This window comes from Kitasatospora sp. NPDC036993, from assembly GCF_055607525.1.
In genome coordinates, this window is sequence record NZ_JBVJRP010000008.1 from 1 (window position 1) to 14,748 (window position 14,748).

Genomic DNA, 14,748 nt, shown 5'->3' on the forward strand with positions numbered 1-14,748 from the left:
CCCTGGCCAGTCCGGCCAGCCGCTCGAACAGGGCGTCGCTCAGCTCCCGGGCCTCCGACTTCCCCATCCGGCGCAGCTCGGCCACCGTCGGCCTGCGCGGCAGGTCGGGGGGCACGGACTCCCAGTCGGTCGCTTCCCGGTCGATTGTTTCCAGCTGGATGGACACGTGATCGCTCCTGGGCATCGGGGTGACCGGCCACGGACGGCGACGGGCTCGCGCTCGCGCGTCACGGGGCTTCTCCCCCAGGACCTGCGCCCGGCTTCTTCCAGCGAGGCCCCGGCGGCACCCGGGCGGGTGCCGGAGCGGCCGCACCGTTGACACGGTCCGCCGCATAGGGGTTCTACCCGACATACGACATTGAATTCATGTTTCGATCGGTTTGTCGCAGTTCGCGCCGGCAGACCTCAAGGGCGCCCCGCGATGAACGAGCGCCGACCGGCCCACGCACCCGGTCACCGGGCCTGAGGCGGGACGGCGCCGGCAGGACCGACACCCGGCGGCACCGGGATACCCGGCGACACCACGGGTAGGGCTGGAGGCCGGTACTGATCTTCGAGCGGAGGCCTTCGGTGGAACAGCACGGCGCGGACGTGATCGTGGTGGGCGCGGGTGTGGTGGGGAGGTCGGTGGCCTGGGCTCTGGCTTCGGGGCGACCGGGCCTCCGGGTCGTGCTGTCCGGCCGGCAGGGCGCCGGAGCGTCCGAGGCGGCCGGTGGGTCCCCCGGGGTGCCGCCGCCCCGCTACGCGTGCGCCGCGGCGGCGGCCGTGGCGAGCGCGGCCACCTGGGGCTTGCGGATGTCGGAGTGCGCCCCGGAGAACGGCTCGCCCTCCACGTTGTCGATGACGGCGGCGGCGTTCACCCGGTAGAAGGTCCCGGGCACGAAGGCGTAGTCGGTGCCGCCGTCGGCCGCCATCACCCGTTCCTCGGCCGGTGCCACGGCCTGGTACCCGTCCGCGCCCATGCCGTCCCAGCGCCCGGCGACGTCGGCCTCGGAGTCCTGGCGGGCGAGGAAGGAGGCCTTGGGGTACCAGATGCCGACCGCCCAGTCATGGACGCTGAAGGTGGCGACGAGCGGGCCGTGCACCCGGTCCCCGAAGGCGTTCAACGCGCCGGCACTGCCGAAGGGGTTGTCCTGGGCGTGGGCGAAGGACCAGTGCGAGAACGCCCCCTGGATCAGCAGCAGCGAGGCGACCGGGCTGTCGGCGGCCGGGCCGACGCCGGCCAGGGCGAAGGAGACCAGCCGGGCACCGAAGCTGTGGCCGAGCAGGTGCACCCGCACGCCGGGCTCGCGGCCGTGCAGCGCGGCCAGCAGCGGCCCCAGGCCGTTCCGGCCGATGTCGCCGGCCCGGGCCTTCATGACCGAGAACGAGAGCACCCGCAGCGCGTCCTTCGCCCCGTTCACGGCGTTCCCGAACCAGTCGCCGATGCCCTGCGTCGAGGAGCCGGGCGGCGCGCTGCCGAAGGCCTCGGCGGCGGCCTGGTACGACGCCTTCGGATCGGTGTCCAGCAGCAGCGCGGTCTCGCCCGCGTCCTCGAACCGGCCGCCGGCCCCGGGCGGCGGCACCAGGGACCGGATCAACTGCTGGATCCCCACCAGTCGTTGCTCCTTCGCCTGGTCGGTCTCGCCCGGACCGGCCGCCGCCCCCTCGTCGATCAGCCGGCCGATCTCCGTCACCGTCCGCTGCTGTTCGGGGTCGGCGAAGCCGGTGGCCAGTGACGCGGCGATGTCCGCCCCGGAGACGGCCGCCGTTCCGGCGCTGAGGTCCATCACGGCGCCGTCCCCCGCCTGGGGCGCGGCGACGGCCGGCGGCGGGGTCGCCGGCGTGGGCGGGAACCAGAGCGAGGGCCAGAAGACTCCCGCGAACCCCACCGTGCCGAGGCCCGCCGTGCCGCTTCCGGCCTCCCGGATCAGCGGGAACATCGCGCCGTAGAGCTCACGGGCGTGCTGGTCGCTCGTGCCCCACCCGTGGCTGAACACGAACAGCTCCCGCACCCCCTCGGCCGTCACCTCGTCGAGGAAGTCCCCCGCGGCCGGCGCGGTCAGCACCCCCTTCTCGTCGAAGACGAGGTCCCAGACGGGCTCGCCGGTCGGCAGTCGTCTCATCGCACATGGCCTCTCGGAGGGTTTCGATGGTTTTCCGGGTTCTCGGAGGGCCGCCCGCCCGTCCGTCTGTCCGTCTGTCCGTCTGTCCGTCACACGTTCGCCAGCATCCGCATCAGGTCCACCAGGCCCGCCCCCTGCGCGTACCGCTCCCGGCCGAGGTCGGTGGCCGAGGCCGTGAGCAGGCTCTTGACCTGCGACGGCCGGCCGACGAACTCCGGGCGGGCGGAGAGGAAGGCCGCGATCACACCGGAGACGTGCGGCGCCGCCATCGAGGTGCCGGACTGTTCGGCGTACGTCAGCAGGCTCTCCGGCACCGGGTCCCCCGCGGCCGGGGTCAGCCCCGCGGTGGCCCGGACGTCGCCGCTGGCCGCCGAGGCGATCCACTCGCCGGGGGCCACCACGTCGGGCTTCATCCGCCCGTCGAGCGTCGGGCCCTTGCCGGAGGTCCAGGTGACGCCGAACGCGTGCGGCGCCTCCCGGTGGGTGGAGCCGACGGCGATGCAGTCCTCGGTGTGGGCCGGTTCGGTGATCGAGCCCATGACGGCCGAGGTGTTGGCGGTGTCCCTGGACGTGCTCCGGGCGCCGAAGTTGCCCGCGGAGACCACCACGACCACGCCGGAGGCCACCACCTGGCCCACGGCCTGGCAGAGCGGCGACTGGCCCGCGGCGTACTGGTCGGGCCGCCACTCGCAGCCGAGGCTCATGTTGGCGCCGTGCACGCGCAGCACCGCCGGGTCCACGTTGACCTCGGTCCGCAGGTATGTCAGCGCGCGGATGACCGCGCTGGAGGACGTCACGTAGGTGCCCTGGCGGCTGAGCCTCATGACCTTGAGGCTGACCAGTTCGCAGGCCGGCGCCATCCCGGACAGCCGGTCCGCGCCGGCCCTGGCCACGAACCCGCCGTCCCCGGGATCGTCCGGGGTCGCCACCCGCGGTGTCATGCCGTCCGGGGAGCAGCCCGCGATGATGCCGGCGACGTGCGTGCCGTGCCCGCTGTCGTCCACGAGCGGCGACGCCTGGCCCTGGCCGGCCGCTCCGCCGGGTGGCTGCGCCACCGGGTCGTCCGGGTTCACCAGGAAGCTGAAGTCGCGGTGCAGCCGGGCGGTCCGTCCCTGCGGCAGGTCCTCGCCCCGTCCCTCGGCCGCGAGTTCCAGCCGGGAGAAGTGCGGGTGGGTCGCGTCGATGCCGCTGTCGATGACGGCCCACACGATGCCGTCGCCGCGCGCCCCGTAGGCGCGCCAGGCGGCGTCGGCCTTCACGGTGGGTGCCGAGCGGTCGATCTGGGGGTGCAGCGGGTAGTCCGGCCACACCCGGAAGACGGTCGGCGGCCGCCCGCTCCGGGCGGCGGAGCGGCGGTCGTCCTCCACCAGTTCCTGGAGGTCCCCGCGGGACAGGACGGTCTGGTACAGCTTCGGCGCGACCAGTGCGAGCCCCTGCGGCACCTCGGGCTGGACGTGGCTCCCCGAGGTGACCTCCTGCGGCCACCATCCGCGCGACCGTCCCGCGTAGTGCTCCCAGAGCGCGTAGAACTCGTCGCGGACCACCTGGAGCCCGCCGGGATAGCGCAGGTTCAGCTCGATCAGCATCGGCACCTGCTGATCCGGGTCGGCCTCCCCGGTTTCCCGGAGCTCGATCCCCGGCGGGGGCAGGTTGAGGTCGCCCACGATGGGCGACCGGAAGGGGCTCTCCGGCTCGTACGCCATGACCGTTCCCATCTCCCGGGAAGGCGGGGTGGACGGCGCGCCGGCACCGCCACCCCTGCTGCGAGTGTCAGCCGGTCCCCCACCCGCTGCAACTCGCCGGGGCCGTTCCCCCTCGCCCCCGCCGGCGGGCCGGATCCGCCGGCGCGAACTCGTCGCGGCGGCCTTTCACATCGGCGGTGGCGGCCTGCCAGACTGGCGTCAGGGGCCGGTCACGGACGGCCTGCCCGGTGACGGGCGGCCCGGTCAGGGACGGATGGCCACGGCACCCAGGCAGGACGCCTCGATGTCGCTGACCGGCTTGGCGTCCGGCTCGGGGCGCCAGCGGGGGGTGGAGGTGATGCCGGGGTCGAGGAGGTCCCAGCCGGTGAAGAACCGGGCGAACTCGTCGTGGTCGCGGGCGCGGACCGGGTTGCCGTTGTCGCGGTAGGCCCGTTCGATGCGGGCCGCGTCCTCGGGGGCGTAGTCGGGGGTGAGGTGGCTGATCACCAGGGCGGAGCCGCGGGTCGGCAGCGCGCTCTTGAGGGTCTCGGCGATCCGGTGCGCGCCCTCGGGGACGAAGTGGAGCAGGGCGACGAGGCTCAGGGCTATCGGCCGGGTGAAGTCGAGAACGCCGGTGGCGCGGACCGCGTCCAGCAGGGCGTCGGGGTCGCGGACGTCGGCCTGGACGTAGGCGGTGCGCCCTTCGGGGCTGCTGTGCAGGAGGGCCTGGGCGTGGGTGAGGACGATGGGGTCGTTGTCGGCGTAGACGACCCTGGCCCGCGGTTCGACGCGCTGGGCGATCTCGTGGAGGTTGGGCGGGGTCGGGATGCCGGTGCCGATGTCGAGGAACTGGGTGACGCCGCTCTGGGCGAGCGCGCGGGTCGCGCGGTGCATGAACGCCCGGTTGGCGCGGGCCGCGGCCGGTGCCTGCGGGAAGACGGCGAGGGCGTGCCCGGCGGCCTCCCGGTCGGCGGGGAAGTTGGTCGTGCCGTCGAGGAAGTAGTCGTAGATCCGCGCTGAGTGCGGCCGGTGGATGGCGAGGTTGACCTCGGCGCCCGACGGCGTGACGGTGTCGTCGTCGTGCTGCTCTGCTGCCATGCGTTTCCCCCTGCGTCGGCGTGTCGTCATGCCCTCAGGTCGACGCGCACCACGAACCCCCTGGCGCGGTGTTGCGAACCCTGGCGCGGGCCACGGTTCACTATGCCCACACTCCGTCGCGGACAATCAAGAGCGCGGTGACCTGCCCAGCTCAACGCGATGCGTCAAATCTGGAGCCCATGTGGACATTTTCGGTCTGACGTGACTGATCATCACCTGATCAATAGTCATATGTCAGGTCGTATAAGCCTTTTTGTGATCGCCTTCACATCAGGCTTCCCCGAACGATTGGATGTCCGTATGGAGGACGCCCGTTCTCCCTCGCACTCCACCCGCGCCCGACCCCCGGGCCGGACGAGCGCCACCCACGGGGCCGACGAGGAGGACCCTTGACCAGTGACGACGAGTGGGCCGCGGTCCGACCCACGCACCGGTTGTCCTACCGGCCGTTCTGCGACAGCCACGAAGCGACCTGGCGCGGACTGGCCCGGGCACGGCTGCACGACCAGGAACTCGTCGACCAGGCGGTCCGCAGCATCCGCCGGGAGCTGCGGCGGAACTGGGTCTGCGTCCTCAGCCAGCCTGACATCGAGGCCCACGCCTGGATGATCGCGAAGAGGTGCATCGCCGACCGGGAGCTGAGCTGCGGCCAGACCCCGCCCAGGGCGGTCGTCGCGGACTGGATCGTCGCCGTCCGGCGCGCCCAGGTTCAGGCCCGCATCAGCCTGGAGAACCTCGACAACGGCTACGAGGAGCTCTACGCGGCGATCCTGCGTCTGCCGGAGCGCCAGTACGACATGATCGTCCTTCGCTACATGCTGGACATCGACTACCGGATGATCGCCGTCTACCTCGGCATCACCGAGTCCAACGCCCGCACCACCACCAGCCAGGGCCTGGCCAAGCTTCGCCGGTTCCTCGGCGCCGACACCGCCACGGGGGACATGCAGTGACACGGGGACACGACCGCCGGGCAGCCGCCCCATGGGACCGGCACCACGGGTACGACGACGAACCCGACCAGCCGGTCAGGCTGCCCGCCGGCGTGTCCGTTCCGGACCTGCGCCGCCTCGTCCGCGCCCGCGCCCCCCTGGGCGCCGAACACCTCCAGGCCCGCCACGAACTCGACCTCGCCGCGACCCTGATCATCGCCCAGCCCGAGGCCGCCGACTCCCTGAAGGCCCTCACCAACAACCGGCAGCGCATCCACCCCGGTGGCGCGCTCGTCCTGGCCGCGCTGCTCCACCTGACCGGACACGACGACGGCTGCCAGTTCTGGTTGCAGTTCGCCGCCGGCGGCGGCAGCACGACCGCCGCCAGCTGCCTGTCCTTCCTGCACGCCAGCCGCGGCGAGTTCCGCGACTCCGACTACTGGCGCAACCAGGCCGACCAGCTCGCCGCCGAGCCCCGCGACCCGGCCGGGCCGGCCGCGCCCTGGCCGGGCCGGACCCTCCCGGCCGCCGTGTGGGCCGACACCCTCGCCGCCTGCCACGAAGGCCTGACCCTGCGCCTGCCCGCGCGCGTGGCCGCCGTCGTCCACCAGCTGCCCGTCCACTCCGACGACGAGGACCACGGCGAGATCCCCCAGCCCTCCGCCACCCTCGCGGACGACCTCACCCACGCCTCCGGCCACGCCCGGCCCGTCTGAGCCGGCAGCTCCGCGGGCCGCCCGGACGGCCCGCGGAGGGCGGCGCGTCAGACGGCCGGCTTCCCCGCGGAGGCCGGCCCGCCGGTGAGGAGCGCCGTGATCTCCTCGGCGAGGTGCGGGCCGAGTTCGCCCCAGCCCTCCTTGTAGCCGTAGACGCCGGCCAGGGTGCGGGCCTCGTAGTCGCCGTTCAGGATCTCGATGTCGTCGGGCGTGATGAGCGCCGGGTGGGCCACGCCGACGGCCGACGAGACCTTCAGCAGCTCCTTGCGCAGGGTGCGCAGGTAGGCGGCGGCCCGGTCGGCCTTCGAAGCCGGGTCGATCCCGCGGGCCAGCCACGGGTTCTGGGTGGCGATGCCGGTGGGGCACTTGTCGGTGTGGCACTTCTGCGCCTGGATGCAGCCGATCGACAGCATCGCCTCGCGGGCCACGTTGATCATGTCGACGCCCAGGGCGAAGGCGACGGCGGCGTTCTCCGGCAGGCCGAGCTTGCCGGAACCGATGAAGGTCAGGTCGTCCGTCAGCCCCTGCTCGGCGAAGGTGCCGTAGACCCGGGCGAAGCCCATCCGGAACGGCAGCGACACCGAGTCGGCGAACATCCGCGGCGCCGCGCCGGTACCGCCTTCGCCGCCGTCGACGGTCACGAAGTCGACCCCGCGGTCACCGCGCGCCATCAGCGTGGCCAGCTCCTGCCAGAAGCCCGTCTCCCCCACCGCGCTCTTGACCCCGACCGGCAGACCGGTCTCGGTGGCGAGCAGCTCGACGAAGTCGAGCATCGAGTCGACGTCGCCGAACGCGCTGTGCCGCGACGGGGAGGCGCAGTCCTGGCCCACCGGAATGCCCCGGATCCCGGCGATCTCCGGCGTCACCTTCGCACCCGGCAGCATGCCGCCCAGCCCCGGCTTGGCGCCCTGGGAGAGCTTGATCTCTATCGCCTTGACCGGAGCGCCGGCGACGACGTCCTTGAGCTTGTCGAGGTTGAAGCTGCCGTCCTCGTTGCGGCAGCCGAAGTACGCGGTGCCGAGCTGGAGGACGAGGTCACCGCCGTTGCGGTGGTAGGGCGAGAGGCCGCCCTCGCCCGTGTTGTGCATCGTGCCCGCCAGCGCCGCGCCCTTGTTGAGCGCCGTGACGGCCGCGCCGGAGAGCGATCCGAAGCTCATCGCCGAGACGTTCACCACGCTCGCCGGCCGGAAGGCCCCGGCGCGCCCGCGCGGCCCGCCCAGCACCTTGGCCGAGGGCAGCGGGGCCTGCGGGTCGTGCAGGTCCGGCAGGGTGCCGGCGAAGGTGCGCTGCTTCAGGTAGGCGTGCCCCTGGACGTGCTCGACGTCGAGTTCGGTCCCGAACCCGAAGTAGTTGTTCTCCTCCTTCGCCGACGCGTAGATCCAGGTGCGCTGGTCACGGCTGAACGGGCGCTCCTCCGCGTTGGAGGTCACGATGTACTGCCGCAGCTCCGGCCCGATCGTCTCCAGCAGGTACCGGGCGTGCCCGACCACCGGGAAGTTCCGGAGCAGCGCGTGCCTCTTCTGGACGAGGTCGCGGGCAGCCAGCAGTGCCACCGCGGTGGCGGCGGCCGCGCCGATCTTCCGGGCTTGCATGGGCGTTCCTCCTCGGTGCACGGCTCCCTCGCGGGCGAGGGAGCCGTCGTGTCGTGTGGGGCACCGGACGGCGGACGGGCGGGCACCGGCAGACGAGCAGGCGGGCACCGATATCCGTCGAACAATGCGAAATGATGATAGAAGCCCATGTCGACAGGCTTGTCGTCAGGGGACCGGAACAGCCCCACGGTTCGGGACCGGCCACCGGCCGCACACACGGGCGGAGGGCCAAACCCCTGCCGTCACCCCGCCACGGGTGGCACCGTCCGGGAGAGCCACACCCGGATCGCCTCCGCCGTCGTGACCACGTGCTCGTCGAGGACCGAGTAGTGGTCACCCGGCACGTCGCCCGCTCGCAGGTGCAGGGTCGGTACGGTCGTCTCCCCCTGCCAGTCCAGGAAGATCCGCGCGTACGCGCCCAACGCCGCGAGGCCGGGCTCGTCGAGCCTGGTCGCGCTGCGGACCGCCAGCTCGGTGAGCCACTCCTCGTCCCGGACCGGGTGGGTGTCCACCAGCACCACCGCCTGCGCGCCGACCCGTTCGGCGACGGCCTGCGCGACCAGGCCCCCGGTGGAGCGGCCCAGCAGCACCACCGGCCGGCCGAGCCGCCCGATCGAGGCGGCGTGGGCCCGGACGAGGGCCTCCACGTCCTCCGGGACGGGGCCGCCGTCGTAGCCAGGGTGCGGAAGCACCCACAGGCCCGGCAGCTGCCGGGCGAGCAGACCGTACTCCCCGGGCGGGGAGGTGAAGGCGGGGAAGCAGACGACGGCCGGCCCCTCGCCGGTGCCGAGCCGCTGCGGGACGGCGGACGGGAGCGCCGCCGACGACGGCAGCGCCCACGACGCGGAGACGAGCAGGTGCATGGCCTCCCGGGGCCGGCCCAGCTCGCACAGCCTGCGGTACAGGAACGCGAGGCTCCCCGGGAGCGGTGCCGGGCGCAGCTGCTCGGCGAGCGCCCTGGGCGTGGGGGCGTCGAACACCGCCGTGGCGGGCAGGCGCAGGCCCAGCCGTTCCTCCAGCCGGTTGCGCAGCTCGATCGAGGTCAGCGAGTCGAAGCCGAGGTCGGGCATCGGGGTGTCCGGATGCACCTCCGGGTAGCTGAGTACGGCGGCGACTTCGGCGCACACCGTCTCCAGCACGCTCGTCCGCGGCGCCGGTTCCGGCGTGCTCCGCGTCGCCGGCCGGGGCGGGCCGCCGAGCGCGATCGGCACCAGCACCGGCTCGTCGGTGCCCAGCGCGGCCTCCAGGAGTGCCACGCCCTCCGCGGGTGTGAGGGGCACCAGGTCGGGCGGGGCGCTCCGGCCGGCCATCATCCCGACCGTCCACGGGCCCCAGGCCAGGGACAGCGCGGGCAGCCCCAGTCGCCGCCGGTGCCGGGCGAGTTCGTCCAGGTAGCGGTTGGCCGCCGCGTAGTTGGCCTGTCCGCCGTGGCCGAGCACGCCGGACGCCGAGGAGAACAGCACGAAGGCGTCCAGGTCCCGGTGCGCGGTCAGCTCGTGCAGGTGCCGGGCGGCTTCGGCCTTGGGGCGCCAGACCGTCTCCATCCGGGCCGGGGTCATCGACGCCAGGACTCCGTCGTCGAGCACCCCGGCGGTGTGCACGACGGCCCGCAGGTCCTCGATCGAGTCGACCAGCGCGGCCAGCGCCTCCCGGTCGGTGACGTCCAGCCGGGTCTCACCGCTGCGGCTCGCGACCACCACGCGCACCCCCTTGGCCCGCAGGTGGTCGGCGACGGCCCGGCCCAGCGCGCCGCCACCGGTGATCAGGACGGTCCCGCGCCAGGTGAAGGCGCCTCCCGGCACCGGGACCAGATCCGCGCGCTCGGACACCGTCCAGGCCTGCCCGTCGGTCTGAGCCTGCCCGTCGTTCCTGGCTTGCCCGTCGCTCTGGACCTGCCCGTCGTTCCGGGCTTGCCCATCGGTCCTGGCCTGCCCGTCGCCGAGTTCGGCCAGGGTGAACCGGCCTGGGTGCTCGGTCTGCGCGACCCGGACCAGGCCGGCCACCGCCGCCCCGGCCAGGTCTCCCGGCCGGACCAGCACGGTGAGGTGCTCGTGACCGGCCTGCAACTCCCGCAGCGCGAGCGCCAGGGCGGCCGGCGCGTCGCCCGGCAGCACCTCGTGGACCCGGCCGGGCGGCAGGCCCGGAGTCCGCCGCCACTCCGGGCGGAACAGCGTGCCCCGGCCCGTCCCGGTCGCCCGCACGGTGAGGGATTCGACGCACGCCACCGGCCGGCCCGTCTGGTCGGCCACGTCGATCCGGCCGCCGCCGATGCGGACCCGCAGCCCCGTGGCGCCCCGCGTCAGCAGGCGCACTCCGCGCAGGGCGAACGGCACTCCCTCGCCGAGCAGCCGCGCCGGGTGCAGGGCCGCGTCGAACAGGGCCGGGTGCAGCGCGAACCGCCCCGCGTCCGGGAACTCCCCGCGCACCTCGCCGAAGAGCTCGTCGCCGCGGCGCCACATCCGGTACAGCCCGCGGAACGCCGGTCCGTAGTCGGCGTGTTCGACCTCCAGCTCCTCGGCGGCCGGCGGGGGCCAGGCGCCGAGGTCCACGTACGGCGCGGGCCGGGAGTCCAGCCGGCCCTCGGCGCAGCGGACCCCGTTCGCGTGCACCTCGAAGGGGCGCACGCCGGCGGCCTCCGGGCGTACCACGATCTCGACGCGCCGCGTCTCGGGCAGGCGCATCGCCGTGTGCAGGACCAGTTCGTCGACGGTGTCGCAGCCGGCCCGCTCCCCCGCGTACAGGACCAGCTCCAGGATCGCCGTGGCCGGCACGATCGCCGTTCCGTCGACGACGTGGTCGCGCAGCCACACCGGGGTGAGGTCGGCGACGCACACCACCTCGCCGGAGCCGGGCACCACCGTGGTCGACTCGACCAGCGGGTGCTCGACGGTGCGGTCGAGCCAGTAGCGCCGGTGCCGGAAGGCACGGGTGCCCCGCAGCCGGGCCGCCGCCCGCTCGGGGTCGGCGGCGGGGATGACGCCCTCGACGAGCCCGGCGAGCGTGTCGCCCGGACCCAGTTCGACCAGGGCGGCGCCGTCGACCAGGGCCGCCTGCTCGGCGAGGCCGGCCGTCTCCTCCAGGTACCGCGCCCAGTGGTCCGCGCCGTCCTGGCGGGCGCCGACGACCGGGATGAGCGGCGGGTGGTACGTCAGGCTCCGTGCCAGCTCCGCGAACTCCGCCCGGTCGCGGGCGGTGATCAGGGCCGCCGCGTCGGGCAGGGACAGTACGCCCGCCACGTGGGCGGCCGCGATCCGCCCGGTGGCCTGCCCGATCAGCGCGTCCGGGCGGTACCCCCAGGACTCCAGCAGGCGGAACAGCGCCACCTGGTAGGCGAACAGGGCCGCCCGGGCGATGTCCGGCCGGTGCACCAGGTCGGTGTCGACCGCCTCCCGCAGCCCGGGATCCAGCAGGGCGCGGGCCTGGTCGAACGCCGCGGCGAACACCGGGTGCCCGGCGGCCGGGTCCCGTCCCGTCCCGCGCTGCTCCGCCCCCGGCCCCGGGAACAGGAACGCCACCCGGAGCTGCTCGTACTCCTCGACGATCACGTGCGCGTTGGTCCCCGAGATCCCGAAGGCCGACACTCCGGCGCGGCGCGGACGGTCCCGCGCCGGCCAGGGCGTCGGCTCGGTGACCAGCCGGACCGCGCCGGCGGACCAGTCGACGTGCGGGCTGGGCTCGTCGAGGTGGAGCGTGGCGGGCACGGTGCGGTGCCGCATCGCCATCACGCTCTTGATCACGCCCGCGACCCCGGCGGCGGCCTGGGTGTGCCCGAGGTTGGACTTGACGGTGCCGACCAGGACCGGATCCGGCCGGCCCTGGCCGTACGTGGCGAGCAGCGCGGCCGCCTCGATCGGGTCGCCCAGGGCGGTGCCCGTTCCGTGGGCCTCGACCACGTCGACGTCCGCGCCGGTCAGCCCGGCATCGGCCAGGGCCTGCTGGATCACCGCCGCCTGGGCGGGACCGCTGGGCGCCGTGAGGCCGTTCGACGCCCCGTCCTGGTTGACCGCGGAGCCGCGCAGCAGGGCCAGGACCGGGTGGCCGTTGCGCAGTGCGTCGGCCACCCGTTCGAGGACCAGCACTCCCACCCCCTCCGACCAGACGGTGCCGTCGGCGGCGGCGGAGAACGGCTTCACCCGGCCGTCCGGGGCCAGGCCGCGCTGCCGGCTGAACACGACGAAGCTGTCCGGCGTGGCCATGACCGTCGCGCCGCCCGCCAGGGCCAGGTCGCACTGGCCGGCCCGCAGGGAGTCCGCCGCGAGGTGCAGGGAGACCAGTGACGAGGAGCAGGCGGTGTCCAGGGTGAGCGCCGGCCCGTGCAGGCCCAGGCCGTAGGCGATCCGCCCCGAGGCCACGCTTCCGGCGGCGCCCAGGGCGATCTGGGACTGGAGGGGGTGGGCGGTGCCCCGGAAGCGACTGGCGTAGTCGTTGTACATCAGGCCGACGAACACCCCGGTGTTGCTGCCCCGCAGGGATTCGGGCGCGACGCCCGCCCGCTCGACCGCCTCCCAGGCCGTCTCCAGCAGCAGTCGCTGCTGCGGGTCGGTGGCCAGGGCCTCGCGCGGCGACATGCGGAAGAACGGGGCGTCGAAGTCGGCCGCGTCGGTGAGGAAGCCCCCGCGCGTGACGTAGCTGGTGCCGACGTGGTCCGGGTCCGGGTGGAACAGCTCGTCCACGGGCCAGCCCCGGTCGGTGGGGAATCCGGTGATCGTGTCCTGGCCGGCGGCGAGCACCCGCCAGAGGTCCTCGGGGGAGGTGATCCCCCCGGGGTAGCGGCACGCCATGCCCACGATCGCCACCGGTTCGGTGGCCCTGCGGGCGGGCGGCGGGCTCGCGGCGGCGCCGGTGAGGTGGTCCGCCACGGCGCGGGGCGTGGGGTGGTCGAACACCAGGGACGGCGGCAGTGCGACGCCCAGCGCCGCGCCCAGCCGGTCCCGCAGGCGCACGGTGCCGAGCGAGTCCAGGCCGGCTTCGGCGAACGGCTGGTCCGCCCCGGGCGGCCGGCCCGTGATCCCCGCGGCCTCCCGCCGGACCGCGTCGAGCACGTACTGGAACCGGAGCCGTCGCCGGGCCGGTTTGCCCGAGGACGTCTGCGGAATCCGGCTGACCGGGCGGATCCCCTCCGGCACCCGGTGCGGTGGCAGCAGGCGGCGGCAGAAGGCCAGCAGCGCCTCCGGCTCCACGTCGCCCACGACGTAGGCGACCGGCACCTCACCGAGCACCGCGTCGGGCTCGCCCGCCACGACCGCGTCCTCGACGCCCGGGCAGCGGGCCAGCACCTGCTCGATCTCGGCCGGGTGGATGTTCTCGCCGCCCCGGATGATCATTTCGCCGGCCCGCCCGGTCACCACCAGACGGCCGTTCTCCTCGTGGCCGAGGTCCCCGGTGACCTGCCACCGGTCGGCGCCGGGCATCCTCAGCCGGATCTCGCCGTCCACGAACCGGGTCTCGATGCCGGGCAGGACGACGCCGTCGACGGCGACCTTCCCGGACGTCTCGGTGCTGCCGTAGCCGTCGTGCAGCTCTCGGCCGAACCGGCGGCGGAACCTGTCCCGCAGCTCCTCCGGCAGCGGGGCCCCGGCGGACAGGCACCGCTGCGGCAGCGGAGCGCCGGCCTCCAGCAGTTGGGCGAAGATCGTCGGCACTCCGCCCAGGGCCGTGAACGGTGTCCGGCGGAGCAGTTCGGCGGCCCGGTCCGCGGAGAAACGGTCCATCACGTAGGCGCTCGCGCCCAGGGACAGCACGCCCACCAGGCACATCGAGTGCCCGAACGCGTGGAACAGCGGCAGCGGCCACAGCAGGTGGTCGTCGCCGGACATGCCCAGCAGCCCCCGGTAGGCGTGATCGGCCGACCGGAGCCAGGCCTCCGGCGTCGACAGCACGCCCTTCGGGTCCCCGCTGGTCCCCGAGGTGTAGTGGAGCCAGGCGGGCTCGTCCGGTTCCAGGTCGTCACGGGGCCGCGCACCGGCCGACGCGAGCAGCTCGTCCACGGTCACGGTCACCACACCGGCCCCGGCCACCCGCCGGACCTGCGCCAGGTGTTCGCGGTCGGTGACCACCGCTCCGGCGCCGCTGTCCTCCAGCCGGAACCCGAGGTCCTCGTCGGTGCTACGCGGGTCGAGCGGGACGCCGACCGCGGCCGCGCGGCTGACGCCGAGGGTGGCCGTGACGGCGGGCACCCCGCCGGCCAGGTACAGCGCCACCCTGCTGCCGCGCTCGACGCGGAGGTTGCCTGCCACCCCGGCGGTGCGGCGGGCGAGTTCGCCGTAGGTCACCGCGCCGTCGGCGTCGGCGAAGGCGGTCCTGTCCCCGCGGTCCGCCGCGTGACGGAGGATCAGTTCATGCACCTTGCACCTCTGCGGTCGGTCACGGCGGCTGGCCGAAGTCGGGAATCGGGGGTCCTGCTCATGGTCGGCCCCGCGGACCCCCCGCCGGGAACGGCACGGAAGGCCTCCCGCGACAGCCGCTCGGGGCCGGCTCGTTCGCCGCACCCGTCCGGACGCAACCGGCCGCACCGCACGCACCGTTGACACGGCGGAGCACTGACGCCCCATCAGTGCCCACTGTACAGAGCGGCCGGCCGGCAACCGGCCCGGGTGCCGCCGGGCCCTCCGCCGACGGCTCGG

At 74.4% G+C, this 14,748-nt stretch carries 7 protein-coding genes and 1 pseudogene; 3 read left to right on the forward strand and 5 right to left on the reverse strand.

Features of this window, described 5'->3' with window-relative positions; translation table 11 throughout:
• Positions 1–600: 600 nt before the first annotated feature.
• Positions 601–729 (forward strand): annotated as a pseudogene (locus ACZ7C5_RS18215) (L-2-hydroxyglutarate oxidase); the annotation flags it as partial.
• Between the two features lie 11 nt (positions 730–740).
• Here the strand turns inward: ACZ7C5_RS18215 and ACZ7C5_RS18220 are convergent.
• From ACZ7C5_RS18220 to ACZ7C5_RS18230, 3 genes are all read right to left on the reverse strand, one after another.
• On the reverse strand, positions 741–2,105 hold the full coding sequence (locus ACZ7C5_RS18220) for a hypothetical protein (protein ID WP_401082606.1): 1,365 nt from the start codon (positions 2,103–2,105) through the stop codon (positions 741–743).
• Between the two features lie 89 nt (positions 2,106–2,194).
• Positions 2,195–3,808 (reverse strand): S8 family serine peptidase, encoded by a 1,614-nt coding sequence (locus ACZ7C5_RS18225; protein WP_401082609.1) that lies wholly within the window; start codon positions 3,806–3,808, stop codon positions 2,195–2,197.
• Positions 3,809–4,051: 243 nt separating this feature from the next.
• Complete coding sequence (locus tag ACZ7C5_RS18230) at positions 4,052–4,885, reverse strand: SAM-dependent methyltransferase (RefSeq protein ID WP_401082611.1); 834 nt, start codon at positions 4,883–4,885, stop codon at positions 4,052–4,054.
• A 389-nt stretch (positions 4,886–5,274) separates the two neighbouring features.
• Here ACZ7C5_RS18230 and ACZ7C5_RS18235 point away from each other — a divergent pair, with 389 nt between their 5' ends.
• Both ACZ7C5_RS18235 and ACZ7C5_RS18240 read left to right on the forward strand, forming a co-directional pair.
• Complete coding sequence (locus ACZ7C5_RS18235) at positions 5,275–5,838, forward strand: RNA polymerase sigma factor (protein ID WP_401082614.1); 564 nt, start codon at positions 5,275–5,277, stop codon at positions 5,836–5,838.
• Positions 5,839–5,930: 92 nt separating this feature from the next.
• Positions 5,931–6,533, forward strand: coding sequence for a hypothetical protein (locus tag ACZ7C5_RS18240; RefSeq protein WP_401082617.1), 603 nt, complete (start codon positions 5,931–5,933; stop codon positions 6,531–6,533).
• Positions 6,534–6,580: 47 nt separating this feature from the next.
• Here ACZ7C5_RS18240 and ACZ7C5_RS18245 read toward each other — a convergent pair whose 3' ends face one another.
• Both ACZ7C5_RS18245 and ACZ7C5_RS18250 read right to left on the reverse strand, forming a co-directional pair.
• Positions 6,581–8,125 (reverse strand): FMN-binding glutamate synthase family protein, encoded by a 1,545-nt coding sequence (locus ACZ7C5_RS18245; RefSeq protein WP_470322948.1) that lies wholly within the window; start codon positions 8,123–8,125, stop codon positions 6,581–6,583.
• A gap of 242 nt (positions 8,126–8,367) precedes the next feature.
• Positions 8,368–14,469: a beta-ketoacyl synthase N-terminal-like domain-containing protein gene (locus tag ACZ7C5_RS18250; RefSeq protein WP_470322949.1), complete on the reverse strand. Its 6,102-nt coding sequence runs from the start codon at positions 14,467–14,469 to the stop codon at positions 8,368–8,370.
• Positions 14,470–14,748 lie beyond the last annotated feature (279 nt).